The 17,202-nt window shown below is 62.0% G+C and carries 16 protein-coding genes; all 16 read left to right on the forward strand.

Annotated features, from left to right (window positions below):
* The first annotated feature begins 139 nt into the window (after nt 1-139).
* The 16 genes from nuoE to IAG25_RS34560 all read left to right on the forward strand — a co-directional run bounded on the left by nuoE (nt 140) and on the right by IAG25_RS34560 (nt 16,666).
* Nucleotides 140-625 carry an NADH-quinone oxidoreductase subunit NuoE gene (gene nuoE / locus IAG25_RS34485; RefSeq protein WP_187608865.1) on the forward strand — a complete coding sequence of 162 codons (486 nt, stop codon included), beginning with the start codon at nt 140-142 and terminating at the stop codon, nt 623-625.
* On the forward strand, nt 622-1,944 hold the full coding sequence (nuoF, locus tag IAG25_RS34490) for an NADH-quinone oxidoreductase subunit NuoF (RefSeq protein ID WP_035502995.1): 1,323 nt from the start codon (nt 622-624) through the stop codon (nt 1,942-1,944). Before nuoE ends, nuoF begins: the two co-directional genes overlap by 4 nt.
* Before the next feature lie 51 nt (nt 1,945-1,995).
* A complete protein-coding gene (gene nuoG / locus IAG25_RS34495) occupies nt 1,996-4,335 on the forward strand; it encodes an NADH-quinone oxidoreductase subunit NuoG (protein ID WP_187608866.1) in 2,340 nt (779 codons plus the stop codon).
* Nucleotides 4,336-4,337: 2 nt separating this feature from the next.
* Nucleotides 4,338-5,402 (forward strand): NADH-quinone oxidoreductase subunit NuoH, encoded by a 1,065-nt coding sequence (gene nuoH, locus IAG25_RS34500; protein WP_187608867.1) that lies wholly within the window; start codon nt 4,338-4,340, stop codon nt 5,400-5,402.
* 22 nt (nt 5,403-5,424) lie between these two features.
* Nucleotides 5,425-5,913 (forward strand): NADH-quinone oxidoreductase subunit NuoI, encoded by a 489-nt coding sequence (gene nuoI, locus IAG25_RS34505; protein WP_008341734.1) that lies wholly within the window; start codon nt 5,425-5,427, stop codon nt 5,911-5,913.
* Nucleotides 5,914-6,067: 154 nt separating this feature from the next.
* Nucleotides 6,068-6,757 carry an NADH-quinone oxidoreductase subunit J gene (locus tag IAG25_RS34510; protein ID WP_187608868.1) on the forward strand — a complete coding sequence of 230 codons (690 nt, stop codon included), beginning with the start codon at nt 6,068-6,070 and terminating at the stop codon, nt 6,755-6,757.
* A gap of 20 nt (nt 6,758-6,777) precedes the next feature.
* Nucleotides 6,778-7,083, forward strand: coding sequence for an NADH-quinone oxidoreductase subunit NuoK (nuoK, locus tag IAG25_RS34515; RefSeq protein WP_007588140.1), 306 nt, complete (start codon nt 6,778-6,780; stop codon nt 7,081-7,083).
* Between the two features lie 17 nt (nt 7,084-7,100).
* Nucleotides 7,101-9,167 carry an NADH-quinone oxidoreductase subunit L gene (nuoL, locus tag IAG25_RS34520; RefSeq protein WP_187608869.1) on the forward strand — a complete coding sequence of 689 codons (2,067 nt, stop codon included), beginning with the start codon at nt 7,101-7,103 and terminating at the stop codon, nt 9,165-9,167.
* 13 nt (nt 9,168-9,180) lie between these two features.
* Complete coding sequence (locus tag IAG25_RS34525; protein WP_187608870.1) at nt 9,181-10,680, forward strand: NADH-quinone oxidoreductase subunit M; 1,500 nt, start codon at nt 9,181-9,183, stop codon at nt 10,678-10,680.
* A 40-nt stretch (nt 10,681-10,720) separates the two neighbouring features.
* A complete protein-coding gene (nuoN, locus tag IAG25_RS34530) occupies nt 10,721-12,178 on the forward strand; it encodes an NADH-quinone oxidoreductase subunit NuoN (protein ID WP_029672461.1) in 1,458 nt (485 codons plus the stop codon).
* Nucleotides 12,178-12,498, forward strand: coding sequence for a DUF2818 family protein (locus IAG25_RS34535; protein ID WP_029672462.1), 321 nt, complete (start codon nt 12,178-12,180; stop codon nt 12,496-12,498). The genes nuoN and IAG25_RS34535 overlap by 1 nt, the downstream gene beginning before the upstream one ends.
* Before the next feature lie 45 nt (nt 12,499-12,543).
* A complete protein-coding gene (locus tag IAG25_RS34540; protein WP_035502982.1) occupies nt 12,544-13,143 on the forward strand; it encodes an NUDIX domain-containing protein in 600 nt (199 codons plus the stop codon).
* A 198-nt stretch (nt 13,144-13,341) separates the two neighbouring features.
* Nucleotides 13,342-13,791, forward strand: a complete 450-nt coding sequence (locus tag IAG25_RS34545; RefSeq protein ID WP_029672464.1) for a DUF1178 family protein — start codon at nt 13,342-13,344, stop codon at nt 13,789-13,791.
* 57 nt (nt 13,792-13,848) lie between these two features.
* The gene (locus IAG25_RS34550) at nt 13,849-15,045 is read left to right on the forward strand and encodes an acyl-CoA dehydrogenase family protein (RefSeq protein WP_187608871.1); all 1,197 of its coding nucleotides are present in this window, start codon (nt 13,849-13,851) and stop codon (nt 15,043-15,045) included.
* Nucleotides 15,046-15,055: 10 nt separating this feature from the next.
* Nucleotides 15,056-16,186 carry an acyl-CoA dehydrogenase family protein gene (locus IAG25_RS34555; protein WP_187608872.1) on the forward strand — a complete coding sequence of 377 codons (1,131 nt, stop codon included), beginning with the start codon at nt 15,056-15,058 and terminating at the stop codon, nt 16,184-16,186.
* Between the two features lie 21 nt (nt 16,187-16,207).
* Nucleotides 16,208-16,666: a MaoC family dehydratase gene (locus tag IAG25_RS34560; protein WP_029672467.1), complete on the forward strand. Its 459-nt coding sequence runs from the start codon at nt 16,208-16,210 to the stop codon at nt 16,664-16,666.
* Nucleotides 16,667-17,202 lie beyond the last annotated feature (536 nt).

Below are 17,202 nucleotides of genomic sequence, written 5' to 3' on the forward strand. Positions count from 1 at the left end.
CTGCACGGCGCGCGCATCGGGCGCCGTTCATGGAAATGCGAACGCAATAACAGGAATCCGCAGGAACGCCAGGTCTGCCGCAACATGAAGGGCGCGGCAGGTTTTCGTTCGGTAGGAATTGAAAGAGTCGTGTCTGAAAATGATCTCAGCTGAAGGCCTGAAAGAAATCGATCGCGCGGTCGCGAAATATCCCGCCGAGCAAAAGCAATCGGCGGTGATGGCGGCGCTCGCTGTCGCTCAGGAAGAGCATGGTTGGCTCTCGCCCGATCTCATGCAGTTCGTGGCCGATTACCTGAGCATGCCGCCGGTCGCGGTGCAGGAAGTCGCCACGTTCTACACGATGTACGAGCTGAAGCCGGTCGGCAAACACAAGATCACGCTGTGCACGAATCTGCCTTGCCAGCTCGGGCCGGACGGCGGTTCGGACAGCGCCGCCGAGTATCTCAAGCAGAAGCTTGGAATCGATTTCGGTGAGACCACCCCGGACGGCAAGTTCACGCTGAAAGAAGGCGAGTGCTTTGGCGCATGTGGCGACGCACCGGTGATGCTCGTGAACAACCACCGTATGTGCAGCTTCATGAGCCGCGAGAAGATCGACCAGTTGATCGAGGAACTTTCGAAATGACGTCACTCCACGATCGTCACATCAAGCCGCTGATCCTCGCTGGCCTTAACGGCGAGAACTGGCATCTCGAGGATTACGTTGCGCGCGGCGGCTACAAGCAGCTGCGCCGCATTCTCGAAGAAAAGATTCCGGCCGAGCAGGTGATCGCCGACGTCAAGGCGTCGGGTCTGCGCGGCCGCGGCGGTGCGGGCTTTCCGACCGGCCTGAAGTGGAGCTTCATGCCGCGTCAGTTTCCGGGGCAGAAATATCTCGTCTGCAACTCGGACGAAGGCGAGCCGGGCACGTTCAAGGATCGCGACATCCTGCGCTGGAATCCGCACGCGCTGATCGAAGGCATGGCCATCGGCGCGTACGCGATGGGCATCACCGTCGGCTACAACTACATCCACGGCGAGATTTTCGAAGTCTATCGGGTGTTCGAAGCGGCGCTCGAAGAAGCGCGCGCGGCCGGCTATCTCGGCGCGAACATTCTCGGTTCCGGCTTCTCGTTCGAGCTGTACGCGCATCATGGTTACGGCGCGTATATCTGCGGCGAAGAAACTGCGCTGCTCGAATCGCTGGAAGGCAAGAAGGGCCAGCCGCGCTTCAAGCCGCCGTTCCCGGCGAGCTTCGGCGTGTACGGCAAGCCGACCACCATCAACAACACCGAGACCTTCGCGGCCGTGCCGTTCCTGCTGGAAGTCGGCCCGCAGAATTATCTCGAGCTCGGCAAGCCGAACAACGGCGGCACCAAGATCTTCTCCGTGTCCGGCGACGTCAATCGTCCGGGCAATTACGAGGTTCCGCTCGGCACGCCGTTCTCGACGCTGATGGAACTGGCGGGCGGCGTGCGCGGCAAGTCGGTCAAGGCCGTGATTCCGGGCGGATCGTCCGCGCCGGTCGTGCCGGGCGACATGATGCTCGCGACCGACATGGACTACGATTCGATCGCGAAGGCCGGCTCGATGCTGGGTTCGGGCGCGGTCATCGTGATGAACGAAACGCGCTGCATGGTGCGTTCGCTGCTGCGCCTTTCGTACTTCTACTATGAAGAGTCGTGCGGTCAGTGCACGCCTTGCCGCGAAGGCACCGGCTGGCTATACCGCGTGGTGCACCGGATCGAGCATGGTCTTGGCCGCAAGGAAGATCTGGATCTGCTCAACTCGGTTGCCGAGAACATCATGGGCCGCACGATCTGCGCGCTCGGCGATGCGGCGGCGATGCCCGTGCGCGGCATGCTCAAGCACTTCTGGGACGAATTCGAATATCACGTCGAGCACAAGCATTGTCTCGTCGGCGGGCACGCGCATCACGCGAGCACCGAAGCGCTTACCGCGTAATCAGGCGCGCAGTCAGATGCGCGAGACAAGGGTTGAGGATCTCTATCCATCATGGTTGAACTAGAAATTGACGGCAAGACGGTCGAGGTGCCTGAAGGCAGCATGGTGATCCAGGCTGCGCACAAGGTCGATACTTACATTCCTCACTTCTGCTATCACAAGAAGCTTTCGATCGCGGCGAACTGCCGGATGTGCCTCGTCGAAGTCGAAAAGATGCCGAAGGCCGTCCCCGCCTGCGCGACGCCCGTGTCGGCCGGCATGATCGTGCGCACCACCTCCGACAAGGCCGTGAAGGCGCAACAGTCGGTGATGGAATTCCTGCTCATCAATCACCCGCTCGATTGCCCGATCTGCGATCAGGGCGGCGAGTGCCAGTTGCAGGATCTGGCTGTCGGTTACGGCAAGTCGCAGTCGCGCTATAGCGAAGAAAAGCGCGTGGTGTTTCACAAGAACGTGGGTCCGCTCATCTCGATGGAAGAGATGTCGCGCTGCATCCACTGCACGCGCTGCGTGCGCTTCGGCCAGGAAATCGCCGGCGTGATGGAACTCGGCATGCTGGGCCGCGGCGAGCATTCGGAAATCACGTCGTTCGTCGGAAAGACGGTGGATTCGGAACTGTCGGGCAACATGATCGATCTGTGCCCGGTCGGCGCCTTGACCAGCAAGCCGTTCCGCTACAGCGCGCGGACGTGGGAACTGTCGCGCCGCAAGTCGGTGAGCCCGCATGATTCCGTCGGCGCGAACCTCGTCGTGCAGGTGAAGAACAATCGTGTGATGCGCGTTCTGCCGATGGAGAACGAAGCCATCAACGAATGCTGGATCTCGGACAAGGACCGCTTCTCGTACGAAGGCCTCAACAGCGACGAGCGTCTCACCACGCCGATGCTCAAGCAAGGCGGCAACTGGATCGAAACCGACTGGCAGACCGCGCTCGAATACGTCGCGAAGGGTCTGAAGGGCATCAAGGCGGATCATGGCGCGAACGCCATCGCCGCTCTGGCCACGCCGCACGGCACGGTCGAAGAACTGCATCTGCTGAAGCAACTGGCTGAAGGCGTCGGCACGCCGAATATCGACTTCCGTCTGCGTCAGAGCGATTTCTCGGCGCCAGCCGGCATCGGTGCGCCCTGGCTCGGCACGAAGATCGCGGATCTGTCGACGATCGACACCGCGTTCGTGATCGGCTCGTTCCTGCGCCGCGATCATCCGCTGTTCGCCGCGCGTCTGCGTCAGGCCGCGAAGAACGGCGCGAAGATCACGTTCCTCAATGCCAGCAACGACGACTCGCTGATCCCGACCGCGCATCGTCTGGTCGCCGCGCCTTCCGCGTGGCTCGATCAGCTCGCGAGCATCGCGGCGGCGGTCGGCGAAGCGCGCGGCGTCGCAGTGCCGGACGCATTCGCGGGCCGCGAAGCATCGGCGGCGGCGAAGGATGTCGCGGCATCGCTGTCGGCGGGCGAAGTGCGCGTGGTGCTGCTCGGCAACCTCGCGGTTCAGCATCCGGACTTTGCACAGATTCAGGCGGCGGCGCAGTGGATCGCCGACAATACCGGCGCGACGCTCGGCTTCCTCACGGAAGGCGCGAATTCGGTCGGCGCGCATCTCGTCGATGCATTGCCGGGCGAAGGCGGTCTCAACGCACGCGAAGTGTTCGAGCAGCCGCGCAAGGGTTACGTGCTGCTGAACGCCGAACCGGAATACGACACGGCGAATCCGGCGCAGGCCATCGCCGCGCTCAAGGCGGCGGAAATGGTCGTCGTGATGTCGCCGTTCAAGCACGGCATGGATTACGCGGACGTGTTGCTGCCGATCGCACCGTTCACGGAAACGTCGGGCACGTTCGTCAACGCGGAAGGCACGGCACAGTCGTTCAACGGCGTCGTGCGCGCGCTGGGCGACACGCGTCCGGGCTGGAAGGTGCTGCGCGTGCTGGGCACGATCCTCGGCTTGGCCGGTTTCGAGTTCGACACGGCTGAAGAAGTGCGCATCGCCGCGCTCGGTACGGGCGATCTGAGCTCGCGTCTGTCGAACAAGACGACCGTGCAAGCGAAGCGCGCGGCATCGAACGTCACGCTGAACGGCAGCGGCCTGCAGCGTCTCGCCGATGTGCCGATCTATCACGCCGATGCGCTCGTGCGCCGCGCGCCGTCGCTGCATCTGACGGCGGCAGCACGCGACGCGAACGTGGCCGGCCTGCCGACCGCGCTCTTCGACAAGCTCGGTCTGAAGGACGGCGAAGCAGTGCGTATCAAGCAAGGCAATCTGTCGGTGACGTTGCCCGCGGTCCGCGACGCGAATCTCGCGGAGTCGGTGGTCCGCGTGTCGGCGGGCACGGCGGCTGGCGCCGCGCTCGGCGGCCTGTTCGGTGAACTGGTAGTGGAGAAGGCGTAAAAATGGGCTTGTTCGATACGATCAACGCAGGCGGCACGCAGATTCTCGGCGTCGCATGGCCGACGGTGTGGGCGCTCGTCCGCATCCTCGTGGTTGCGGTTGTCATCCTGCTGTGCGTGGCGTACCTGATTCTCTGGGAACGCAAGCTCATCGGCTGGATGCACGTGCGTCTCGGCCCGAATCGCGTCGGCCCGGCCGGTCTGCTGCAGCCGATCGCGGACGTGCTGAAGCTTCTGCTCAAGGAAGTGATTCAGCCGACAGCGGCCAGCAAGTGGATCTACATGATCGCGCCGATCATGACCGTGGTCCCCGCGTTCGCGGTCTGGGCGGTGATTCCGTTCCAGGCGCAGGCGGTGCTCGGCGATATCAACGCCGGTCTCCTTTACGCCATGGCGATCTCGTCGATCGGCGTGTACGGCGTGATTCTCGCGGGCTGGGCGTCGAACTCGAAGTACGCGTTCCTCGGCGCGATGCGCGCCGCGGCGCAGATGGTGTCCTACGAAATCTCGATGGGCTTCGCGCTCGTCGTGGTGCTGATGGTCGCGGGCACGCTGAACATGTCCGACATCGTGCACTCGCAACAGCGCGGCATGTTCGCGGGCTGGGGCGTCAACTTCCTGTCGTGGAACTGGCTCCCGCTCTTGCCGATGTTCGTCGTGTACTTCATCTCGGGCATCGCTGAAACCAACCGTCACCCGTTCGACGTAGTGGAAGGCGAATCGGAAATCGTCGCGGGTCACATGATCGATTACTCGGGCATGGCGTTCGCGCTGTTCTTCCTCGCCGAGTACATCAACATGATCGTGATCTCCGCGATCGCCACGACGCTGTTCCTCGGCGGCTGGGATGCACCGTTCGGCTTCCTGTCTTTCATTCCGGGCGTATTCTGGTTCGTTTTCAAGGTTTTCCTGCTGCTGTCGGTGTTCATCTGGGCGCGTGCGACTTTCCCGCGTTACCGCTACGACCAGATCATGCGTCTGGGTTGGAAGGTGTTCCTGCCGGTGTCGGTGATCTGGGTGGTCGTGGTCGGCTTCTGGATCATGTCGCCGCTCAACATCTGGAAGTGAGACAAGGGCGGACGAAATCATCATGAACGCAATTCAGAACTTCTTCAAAACCTTCTTCCTGACCGAACTGCTGAAGGGTCTGGCGCTGACGGGCCGTTATACGTTCCAGCGCAAGATCACGGTGCAGTTCCCGGAGGAAAAGACTCCGATCTCGCCGCGCTTCCGCGGTCTGCATGCGCTGCGCCGGTACGAAAACGGCGAAGAACGCTGCATCGCCTGCAAGCTGTGCGAAGCGGTGTGCCCGGCGATGGCGATCACGATCGAATCGGAAACGCGCGCGGACAACACCCGTCGCACGACGCGTTACGACATCGACCTGACCAAGTGCATTTTCTGCGGTTTCTGCGAAGAGAGCTGCCCGGTCGATTCGATCGTCGAGACGCACATCCTCGAATATCACGGCGAAAAGCGCGGCGATCTGTACTTCACGAAGGACATGCTGCTCGCCGTGGGCGATCGTTACGAAACGGAAATCGCCGCGTCGAAGGCGGCGGACGCGCCTTATCGCTGATATGCGTTCGATGCCGGAACCAGGCGTTCCGGCATCGCGCCAGAGCGATTTTGTTGTTGCTGTTTGGCACACTGCGGCGAGCGCCGAGGATGCATTCTGTCCACGAGCGCCGACACACCATGCCTGATGATGGCCTAACGATGAACCGGTAATCATGGAATTCACAACCGTACTGTTCTATATCTTCGCGCTGCTGCTGACCGTGTCGGCGCTGAAGGTGATCACCTCGCGCAACCCGGTGTCATCCGCGCTCTTCCTCGTGCTCTCGTTCTTCAACGCGGCCGCGATCTGGATGCTGCTGCAAGCCGAATTCCTCGCGATTCTGCTGGTTCTCGTGTACGTGGGCGCCGTGATGGTGCTGTTCCTCTTCGTCGTCATGATGCTCGACATCAACGTTGATGTCCTGCGGCGGGATTTCAAGCGCTTCGTGCCGCTCGCGAGCATCGTCGGCGCGATCATCGTGATCGAGACGGCGCTGATCCTGTGGCGCGGCTACGGCGCGACGACGACCCCGCTGCGCGACGCTTCGGCCGGCGCGGGCGTTTCGGGCGCGGCGCTGATGCCGAACACGCAACTGATCGGCAAGGTCATCTACACGGACTACATCTTCGCGTTCGAAATTGCGGGCCTCGTGCTGCTGGTCGCGATCATCGCGGCGATCTCGCTCACGATCCGCGACAAGAAGGACAAGAAGACGCAAACGGTCAGCCAGCAGGTCAAGGTGCGCGCGCAAGACCGCGTGCGCATCGTGAAGATGAAGTCCGAGACAGAGGCGCCTGACGCCGCTACGGAACCTGCCGTGACTGGAAACATCGGCGCGGGCACGGTCGACAACAAGGGCTGAGCGCGAAGGAGAAATCGAATATGTTGAGTCTTGCCCATTACCTCGTGCTCGGTGCGATCCTTTTTGCGATCAGCATCGTCGGCATCTTCCTGAACCGGCGCAACGTCATCATCATCCTGATGGCCATCGAATTGATGCTGCTCGCGGTGAACACCAATTTCGTCGCGTTCTCGCACTATCTGGGCGACGTGCACGGCCAGATTTTCGTGTTCTTCGTGCTGACCGTGGCTGCGGCTGAAGCCGCGATCGGTCTCGCGATTCTCGTGACCCTGTTCCGTAGCCTCGACACGATCAACGTCGAGGACCTCGATCAGCTCAAAGGTTAATTTCAGGCAAGGCTGTTATGTCCACGACACTCAATGAAAACCTCCTGCTCGCGGTCCCGCTGGCGCCGCTGGCCGGCTCGCTGATCGCAGGGCTATTCGGGAAGGCGGTAGGGCGCAAGGGATCGCATCGCATCACGATCCTCGGCGTCTTCATCTCGTTCATCCTCTCCGCAATCGTCTTCAACGACGTGATGCACGGCGCGAGCTTCAACGCGACCATCTACGAGTGGATGAACGTCGGCACGCTCAAGATGGAAGTCGGCTTCCTGGTCGACTCGCTCACGGCAATGATGATGGTCATCGTGACCTTCGTCTCGCTGATGGTGCACATCTACACGATCGGCTACATGGCGGACGAGGAAGTGGGCTACGAGCGCTTCTTCTCGTACATCTCGCTCTTCACTTTCTCGATGCTGATGCTCGTCATGAGCAACAACTTCCTGCAACTGTTCTTCGGCTGGGAAGCGGTGGGTCTCGTGTCGTACCTGCTGATCGGCTTCTACTTCACGCGTGAGAGCGCGATCTACGCCAACATGAAGGCGTTCATCGTGAACCGCGTGGGCGACTTCGGTTTTCTGCTGGGCATCGGCCTGTTGCTCGCGTTCTCCGGTTCGCTGAATTACGGCGACGTGTTCGCGCAAGGCGACAAGCTCGCGACGATGACGTTCCCCGGCACGCAATGGGGTCTGCTGACGGTCGCGTGCGTGTGCCTCTTCATCGGCGCGATGGGCAAATCCGCGCAGTTCCCGCTGCACGTCTGGCTGCCGGACTCGATGGAAGGCCCGACGCCGATTTCCGCGCTGATTCACGCGGCAACCATGGTGACGGCCGGCATTTTCATGGTGACGCGCATGTCGCCGCTGTTCGAGCATTCGGATGCGGCGCTTTCGTTCGTCACGGTGATCGGCGCGATCACGGCCTTGTTCATGGGCTTCCTCGGCGTCGTTCAGAACGACATCAAGCGCGTGGTCGCGTACTCCACGCTCTCGCAGCTCGGCTACATGACGGTGGCGCTCGGCGTATCGGCGTATCCGGTCGCCGTGTTCCACCTCGGCACGCATGCGTTCTTCAAGGCGCTGCTGTTCCTCGGCGCGGGCTCGGTCATCATCGGCATGCACCACGATCAGGACATGCGCAACATGGGCGGCCTGCGCAAGTACATGCCGATCACCTGGATCACGTCGCTGATCGGTTCGCTCGCGCTGATCGGCACGCCGTTCTTCTCGGGCTTCTACTCGAAGGACTCGATCATCGAAGCCGTGAAGTACTCGCATCTGGCGGGCTCGGGCTTCGCGTACTTCGCGGTGGTCGCGAGCGTGTTCGTCACGTCGCTGTACTCGTTCCGCATGTATTTCATGGTGTTCCACGGCGAAGAGCGCTTCCGCGGTCCGAAGCATCCCGACTCGCCGATGGGCCAGGCCGAAGCGCACGGTCACGGTCATGACTCGCACGGTCACGACGATCATGGTCACGGCCATGCTCATGTGCCGCATGAAACGCCCTGGGTGGTGACGCTGCCGCTCGTGCTGCTCGCGATTCCGTCGATCATCATCGGCGCGATCATGATCGGCCCGATGATCTACGGCGACTTCTTCGCACACGGCGTCGCGTTCGACAAGGTGATCTTCATCGGCGAGAACCACGAAGGCCTGAAGGAAATGGCCGAAGAGTTCCACGGCTGGATGGCGATGGCGCTGCACGGCATCATCACGCCGGGACCGGTGTGGCTCGCGGCGCTGGGTGTGATCGTCGCGTGGTTCTTCTATATGAAGCGTCCGGATCTGCCGGCGGTCGTCGCAAAGACCTTCCGCCCGATCTACGTGCTGCTCGACAACAAGTACTACTGCGACAAGATCAACGAGGTCGTGTTCGCGAAGGGCGCGGTCGCCATCGGCCGTGGCTTGTGGAAAGAGGGCGATGTGGTCGTCATCGACGGCATCGTCAACGGCAGTGCGCGGTTCATGGGCTGGTTCGCCGGTGTGATCCGCTTCCTTCAATCCGGTTACATCTATCACTACGCGTTCGCCATGATTATCGGCATGTTGGGGCTCTTGACCCTGTTTGTGACGCTCGGCGGCAAATAAGGCGAGGGATCCTATGCACTCTTTTCCGATTCTCAGTGTTGCGATCTGGCTGCCGATCATTTTCGGCGTGCTGGTGCTCGCAGTTGGTAACGATCAGAACCCGGCGCCTGCGCGCTGGGTGGCGCTGGTCGGCTCGGTGCTCGGGCTGATCGTCACGATTCCGCTCATCACCGGGTTCGATACGTCGACGGCCGCGCTGCAGTTCGTCGAGCAGTCGAACTGGATCGAACGCTTCAACATCACGTACCACCTCGGTGTGGACGGCATCTCGATGTGGTTCGTCGTGCTGACCGCGCTTATCACGGTGATCGTCGTGATCGCCGGCTGGGAAGTGATTACCGAGCGCGTGTCGCAGTACATGGCCGCGTTCCTGATTCTCTCGGGCATCATGATCGGCGTGTTTTCGACGGCGGACGGCCTGCTGTTCTACGTGTTCTTCGAGGCCACGCTGATTCCGATGTACATCATCATCGGTGTGTGGGGCGGCCCGAATCGCGTGTACGCGGCGTTCAAGTTCTTCCTGTACACGCTGGCCGGCTCGCTTCTGATGCTGGTCGCGCTGCTGTACCTCTATACGCAGACGCACACGTTCGATCTCGCCACGTGGCACGCCGCGAAGCTCGACATGACGCCGCAGGTGCTGCTATTCATCGCGTTCTTCCTGGCCTTCGCCGTGAAGGTGCCGATGTGGCCGGTGCATACGTGGTTGCCTGACGCGCACGTGGAAGCGCCGACGGGTGGCTCGGTCGTGCTGGCGGCGATCATGCTGAAGCTCGGCGCGTACGGTTTCCTGCGCTTCTCGCTGCCGATCGCGCCGGACGCGAGCCATTTCCTCGCGCCTGTCGTCATCACGCTGTCGCTGATCGCGGTGATCTACATCGGCCTCGTCGCACTGGTGCAGGCCGACATGAAGAAGCTCGTCGCGTATTCGTCGATCGCGCACATGGGCTTCGTCACGCTCGGCTTTTTCATGTTCGGCCCGTCGAGCCAGCTCGGTGTGGAAGGCGCGATCATCCAGATGATCTCGCACGGCTTCATCTCCGGCGCGATGTTCCTTTCGATCGGCGTGCTCTATGACCGCGTGCACTCGCGTCAGATCGCGGATTACGGCGGCGTCGTCAACACGATGCCGAAGTTCGCCGCGTTCGCGATGCTCTTCGCGATGGCCAACTGCGGCCTGCCGGGCACCTCGGGTTTCGTCGGCGAATTCATGGTGATTCTGGCGGCCGTGAAGTACAACTTCTGGATCGCCTTCCTCGCCACGTTCACGCTGATTCTCGGCGCGGCCTACACGCTGTGGATGTACAAGCGCGTGTACTTCGGCGCGGTCGCGAACGACCACGTCGCCAAGCTCAGGGACATCAACAAGCGCGAGTTCCTGATGCTCGCCATCCTCGCGCTCTTCACGCTGTATATGGGCCTGCATCCGAAGCCCTTTACCGATGTGATGCACGAATCCGTGGCAAACCTGCTCTCCCACGTCGCGCAGTCCAAGCTGCCGCTGGCTCAGTAACGTCGTGCGGAGGAACTAAAAGATCATGCAAAACGCCTCTATGAGTATTCTTTGGCCTGACGCGATCCTGATGGGCGCGGTCGTTCTGGCCTGGCTGAACGACACGGTGTTCGGCGAGAAGAGCCGCGGCACGACGTATCTGATCGCGCTCGTCTCGACGATCGTCGTCGGCGTGTGGTTCGCCGTCACGGCGCTCGACCCGACGCCGCATTACTTCTTCACGCGCATGTACATCGTCGATCCGTTCGCGAGCGCGATGAAGGCGGTGGTGTGTCTCGGCTACGCGGTGTCGATCATCTATTCGAAGAAGTATCTCGAAGACCGCGACCTGTTCCGCGGCGACTTCTTCCTGCTCGGGATGTTCTCGCTGCTCGGCCAGTGCGTGATGATTTCGGGCAACAACTTCCTGACGCTGTATCTCGGCCTGGAACTGATGTCGCTGTCGCTCTATGCGGTGATCGCGCTGCGCAAGGACTCGCCGCAGTCGAATGAATCGGCGATGAAGTACTACGTGCTCGGCGCGCTCGCATCCGGCTTCCTGCTGTACGGCATCTCGATGCTCTATGGCGCGACCGGCTCGCTCGAACTGAACGAAGTGCTGAAGGCCGTCGCTTCGGGCCGCATCAACGACGCGGTCCTGCTGTTCGGCGTGATCTTTGTCGTGGCGGGCGTCGCCTTCAAGATGGGCGCCGTGCCGTTCCACATGTGGGTGCCGGACGTCTATCAGGGCGCACCGACCGCGATGACGCTGCTCACCGGCGGCGGTCCGAAGGTCGCGGCATTCGCGTGGGGCCTGCGCTTCCTTGTGATGGGCCTGCTGCCGTTCGCGGTGGATTGGCAGGAGATGCTCGTGATCCTCGCGGCGTTGTCGCTCATCGTCGGCAATATCACGGGTATCGTGCAGAAGAACATCAAGCGGATGCTCGCTTACTCGGCCATCTCCAACATGGGCTTCGTGCTGCTCGGCCTGCTCGCCGGCGTAGTCGACGGCAAGGTGACGGGCGCGGCGGGCGCATACAGCTCGGCGATGTTCTACAGCATCATCTATCTCGTGACGACGCTCGGCACGTTCGGCGTGGTGATGCTGCTCGCGCGCCGCGACTTCGAAGCCGAAATGCTCGAAGACTTCAAGGGCCTGAACCAACGCAGCCCCGTGTTCGCGTTCGTCATGATGATCATGATGTTCTCGCTCGCCGGCATTCCGCCGACGGTCGGCTTCTACGCGAAGCTCGCCGTGCTCGAAGCGACGATGAACGCCGGCCTCACGTGGCTCGCCGTTCTCGCCGTGATGACCTCGCTCGTGGGTGCGTTCTACTACCTGCGTGTCGTGAAGCTGATGTACTTCGATGCGCCGCAAGACGCATCGCCGATCGTCGCTGGCGGCCTCAACCGCTCGCTGCTCGCATTCAACGGCCTGGCCGTGCTGGTGCTCGGCCTCGTGCCGGGTCCGCTGATGACGGCGTGCCTGACGGCGATCTCGCACACGCTGCCGCTGTAATGTCGGCGGCAGGCTGGTTCATCGTCCTGTTGGCGCTCGTTCTCGCCAATGTGCCGTTCCTGAATCAGCGTCTCTTCGCCCTCGTCCCGGTGCGCCTTTCGGCGCCGACGGGACGCAAGGCGGCGAAGAAGAGCGCGTGGATTCGCATCGGCGAGCTGATCGTTCTTTACTTCGTGGTCGGCGCGCTCGGCTTCATGCTCGAAGCGCGCGCCGGCAACCGTTTCGATCAGGGATGGCAGTTTTATGCCGTCACCTTCAGTCTCTTCATCGTGCTGGCCTTCCCGGGCTTCACGTATCAGTATCTCGTCAAACGCCGCTGACGGCTTTCCGCCGTCGGCAGCTTGCTTCAAAGCACAGGGCTCAAGATGGCAGATCATTCCTCGATTCCCGGCAACGACGACGGCCTCATCGAAAAGAAGGTCGAAAGCGTCACGTTGCACGAGGGCAAATTCCTTACGTTGAAACGCGATACCGTGGAATTGCCCGACGGCAAGCACGCGACGCGCGAGTTCGTCGAGCATCCCGGTGCAGTGATGATCCTGCCGGTCTTCGACGACGGCCGTGTGCTGCTCGAACGTCAGTTCCGTTATCCGGTGGGTCGCGTGCTGCTCGAATTTCCGGCCGGCAAGCTCGATCCCAATGAAGACGAGCTGACGTGCGCGAAGCGCGAGCTGCAGGAAGAGACGGGCTACACGGCGCGCGAGTGGACGTTCCTCACGCGCATCCATCCAGTGATTTCGTATTCGACCGAGTTCATCGACATTTATCTGGCGCGCGGCCTGCATGCGGGCGATGCGAAGCTCGACGAGGGCGAGTTCCTCGAAACCTTCATCGCTGACGAAGTGCAGTTGATGAACTGGGTGAAGGACGGCAGCATCAGCGACGTGAAGACGATCATCGGCGTCTTCTGGCTGGAGAAAATTCGCTCGGGCGAATGGAAGCTCGGCGAGACGATCACGGACTGATCGGTCGCCAATCCGACCCATGCAAAAGCGGCTTCTTCAGCCGCTTTTGTCGTTTTTGCGTCACCAAAAGCGTCGAAGGGGCCGACCGGCTAGAATGAATGATTCGTCGCGCGGCGGTCGTCGGCATCTGTCCGATTTTTTAGAACGATCGTTCACAAAACGCGATTTTGAGATAAACTTCAACGAAGCCCCATCAGCATGAAGGTCCTCGATTTAAAGTGCTCGCACGAACACCGGTTCGAAGGCTGGTTTGCCTCGACCGAGGAGTTCGAGTCGCAGTTGTCGCGCAAGCTGGTTGCGTGTCCGGTTTGCTCGGCGACGGACGTGAGCCGCATGCCGTCCGCGCCGCGCCTGAATCTGTCGTCGGCGCGAGGCGAGGCGGCGCCACAGGCTACGCAGGCGCAAGCCGCGCCCGAGTCGGCGGCACTTCAGGCGCGCGCCTTGAAGTTCATGCGCGAGTTGATCGAGAAGACCGAAAACGTGGGCGAGCGGTTTGCCGAGGAGGCGCGGCGCATTCATTACAACGAGGCGCCGGCGCGCAACATTCGCGGCGTCACGACGCCTGAAGACGCGCATGCCTTGCTCGAGGAAGGGATCGACGTGATGCCGTTGCCTGTTCCGGAAGCATTGAAGGAGCCGCTGCAGTAAGTCGTGCGCGCGGCGTCTCTTCTGGCTCCGGCATGGGCCATAAGTGAGACTCCGCGCATGAACCTCAGTTATTCCCCCGCCGACGACGCCTTTCGCGCCGACGTCCGCATCTGGCTCGAAGCCAGTCTTCCTCGCGCGCTGCGCGACAAAGTTCTCCATCACAAGCGTCTGACCCGCGACGATTACGCGAACTGGCACAAGCTGCTCGCGTCGCGCGGATGGTCCGCGGTCGCGTGGCCGAAGGAATACGGCGGCCCCGGCTGGGACGTGACGCAGCGGCATATCTGGGACGAGGAGTGCGCCCGCGCCGGCGCGCCGATGGTGCTGCCTTTTGGCGTAATGATGGTCGCGCCGGTGCTCATGAAGTACGGCAGCGACGAGCAGAAGTCGCTCTATCTCCCGCGCATTCTCGACGGCACCGACTGGTGGTGCCAGGGCTACTCGGAACCCGGCTCGGGCTCCGATCTCGCGTCGCTGCGCACGCGCGCAGAACGACGCGGCGATCACTACATCGTGAACGGCCAGAAGACGTGGACCACGCTCGGCCAGCACGCCGACATGATGTTCTGCCTCGTGCGCACCGATCCCGAAGCGAAGAAACAGGAAGGCATCTCGTTTCTTCTGATCGACATGAAGACGCCGGGCATCACCGTTCGGCCGATCATCACGCTCGACGAGGATCACGAAGTCAACGAAGTCTTCTTCGAGGACGTCGAAGTGCCGACTGAGAATCTCGTCGGTGAGGAAAATCGCGGCTGGACGTATGCGAAGTATCTGCTCGGACACGAGCGCACGGGCATTGCGCGCGTCGGGCTGTCGAAGCGCGAGTTGCTGTTTCTCAAGCGACTCGCTCTGGACCGCAACAAGGCCGGCAAGCCGCTCCTGCACGATCCGGTCTTCGCCGCGAAAATCGCCGCGCTCGAAATCGAATTGATGGCGCTCGAAGTGACGGTTCAGCGTGTGATCGCGAGCGAGGCGGGCGGCAAGGGTCCGGGACCGGAAGCGTCGATGCTGAAGATCAAAGGCACCGAAGTGCAGCAGGCGCTGACCGAGTTGATGGTCGAAGCAATCGGCCCGCAGGCAGCCGCTTTCGATCCCGCATTTCTCGAAGGCGAGCGCCCGCATAGCATCACGGGCGACGACGATGCCGCGCCGCTCGCCGCGTACTACTTCAACTTCCGCAAGACATCGATCTACGGCGGATCGAACGAGATTCAAAAGAACATCATCGCGCAGATGATTCTGGGACTTTGAGGAGCGGCGCATGGACTTCACTTTCAGCGATGAACAGCAGCAGTTCCGCGATGCGCTGCGCCGTTATCTCGACAAGGAATATGCGTTCGATGCGCGGCAGAAGAGCGTCGCGTCGGAGGCGGGCGTCGATGAAAAACATTGGCGCGCGTTCGCCGAACTGGGTCTCCTCGCGCTGCCGGTTCCTGAAGCGCAGGGCGGCTTCGATGGCGGTCCGGTCGACATGCTCGTCGTGATGCAGGAGCTCGGGCGTGCGCTCGTCGTCGAACCGTATTGGGCGACGGCCGTAGGCATCGAAGCGCTGCGGCTCGCTGCGCAGAAGGGCAGTGCGATGGCCGGCGAGTTGCTCGAACGGGCGGGGCGCGGCGAGATCCGTCTTTCGGTCGCGTTTCACGAGCCGCATGCGCGCTACGATCTCTTCGATCTGCGCACCACCGCTAGCGGCGAAGGCGAGCGCTTCACACTGGAAGGCACGAAGTCGATGGTCCAGCACGGCGCGCAAGCCGATTACTGGATCGTGCCGGCGCGCGCGGAAGGCGAAGTGGCGCTGTTCATCGTCGGGAAAGATGCGGCAAAGGTTGGCATTACCGAGTACCGCACGATCGACGGGCAGCGCGCCGCAACGCTCACTTTCGACAAGACGCCCGCGACGCGCCTCGCTGGCCGCGACACGGGCGCCGCGACCTTTGAGCGGATCGCCGACTACGCGACATTTCTGCTATGCGCGGAAGCGCTCGGCGCACTCGATGCGCTCAATCGTGCGACTGTCGACTATACGAAGGAACGCCAGCAGTTCGGAATGCCAATCGCGCGCTTTCAGGCGCTGCAACATCGGATGGTCGAGATGTTGATCCACGCGGAGCAGGCGCGCTCGATCACCTATCTGGCCGCCGCGCGTTACGCGAGCGACGATGCCGCGACGCGCGCACAAGCTGTCTCGGCCGCGAAGGTGCGCGTCGGTCAGGCCGCGCGCTTCGTCGGGCAACAGGCGGTGCAGTTGCACGGCGGCATGGGCATGACCAACGAACTGCCCGCGGCGCACTGGTTCAAGCGCCTGTCGATCATCGAGACGACGCTCGGCGATGTCGATCATCATCTCGCGCGCTTCGCGGCGCTTCCTGCTTTTTCCGTTACCGAGGACTGATGCTCATCGAGGAGCTTTTGCATGAAATATGCCTACGAAGATTTCGATATCGGCAGCGCAGTGCAGTTGAGCGCGCACACGTTCACGAGAGAAGAGATCGTGGGATTCGCCGAGCGTTACGATCCGCAGCCTTTTCATCTGTCGGAGGCGGCCGGCGAGGCGTCGCATTTCGGCGGACTCGTCGCGAGCGGCTGGAACACGTGTTCCGCGATGATGGGCATTCTTGTGCGCGACATGGTCGGCGATTCGACCTCGATGGGCTCCCCCGGCCTCGATAACATTCGCTGGATCAAGCCAGTGCGCGTCGGCGATACGGTGCGGCTTACCGTGCGCGTGCTCGACAAGCGCGTGTCGAAGAGCAAGCCGGATCGCGGGATCGTGCAGACGCGATGGGAAGCGCACAACCAGCATGGGGAGGTCGTGCTGACGGTGGATTCTGCTGCGCTCTTCGGCCTGCGTAATCCGGGCGGTGAGGGATGAGAGTGGTTGGGGCGTTCGCCGGATCCCGGTTTCGTGTCGGTCTATTAGCACTGCCCCTCCCCGGGGCGGGGGTCACTTTCTTTGCTGCTGCAAAGAAAGTAACCAAAGAAAGCAGCTCGTTCATGCCCGCGGTCACACGCACGTTGGCCATGCTTGCCAGCCCGCGGTGGCACTCGCCTAAGTGTCGCCCTCAAAGGCCCATTTCGGCTTGGCTCGCGCACGGTCTGTCACATCGCACTACAGAACAAACTGGTTCAGCACCAAAGGGCTCCGGCCCGCTTCGCGGCCGACCGGTCAATCGGGTTTGCTTGCGCTTCTTCTTCGTTGGTTTCCCTTGCATACCCAACGGCAGCGCGTAGCGCTGTGCCGAAGCTATTTCGTGCTGAACCAGCACGCTCAAGGTTATGGCTCGTCAGACCGTGCGCGGTCCAAGCCCCGCGAGACCTTCGAGGGCACTCGCTATTGCCGGGCCATTAGGCCAATCGCCTGTGCCGCGGCCGGTGTGAAGTGCTTAGGCTGGGGATAGCTGTTTCTTT

Origin of the sequence: Caballeronia sp. EK, assembly GCF_014384845.1 — a bacterium.
In the GTDB taxonomy this organism is placed as follows: domain Bacteria; phylum Pseudomonadota; class Gammaproteobacteria; order Burkholderiales; family Burkholderiaceae; genus Caballeronia; species Caballeronia jiangsuensis.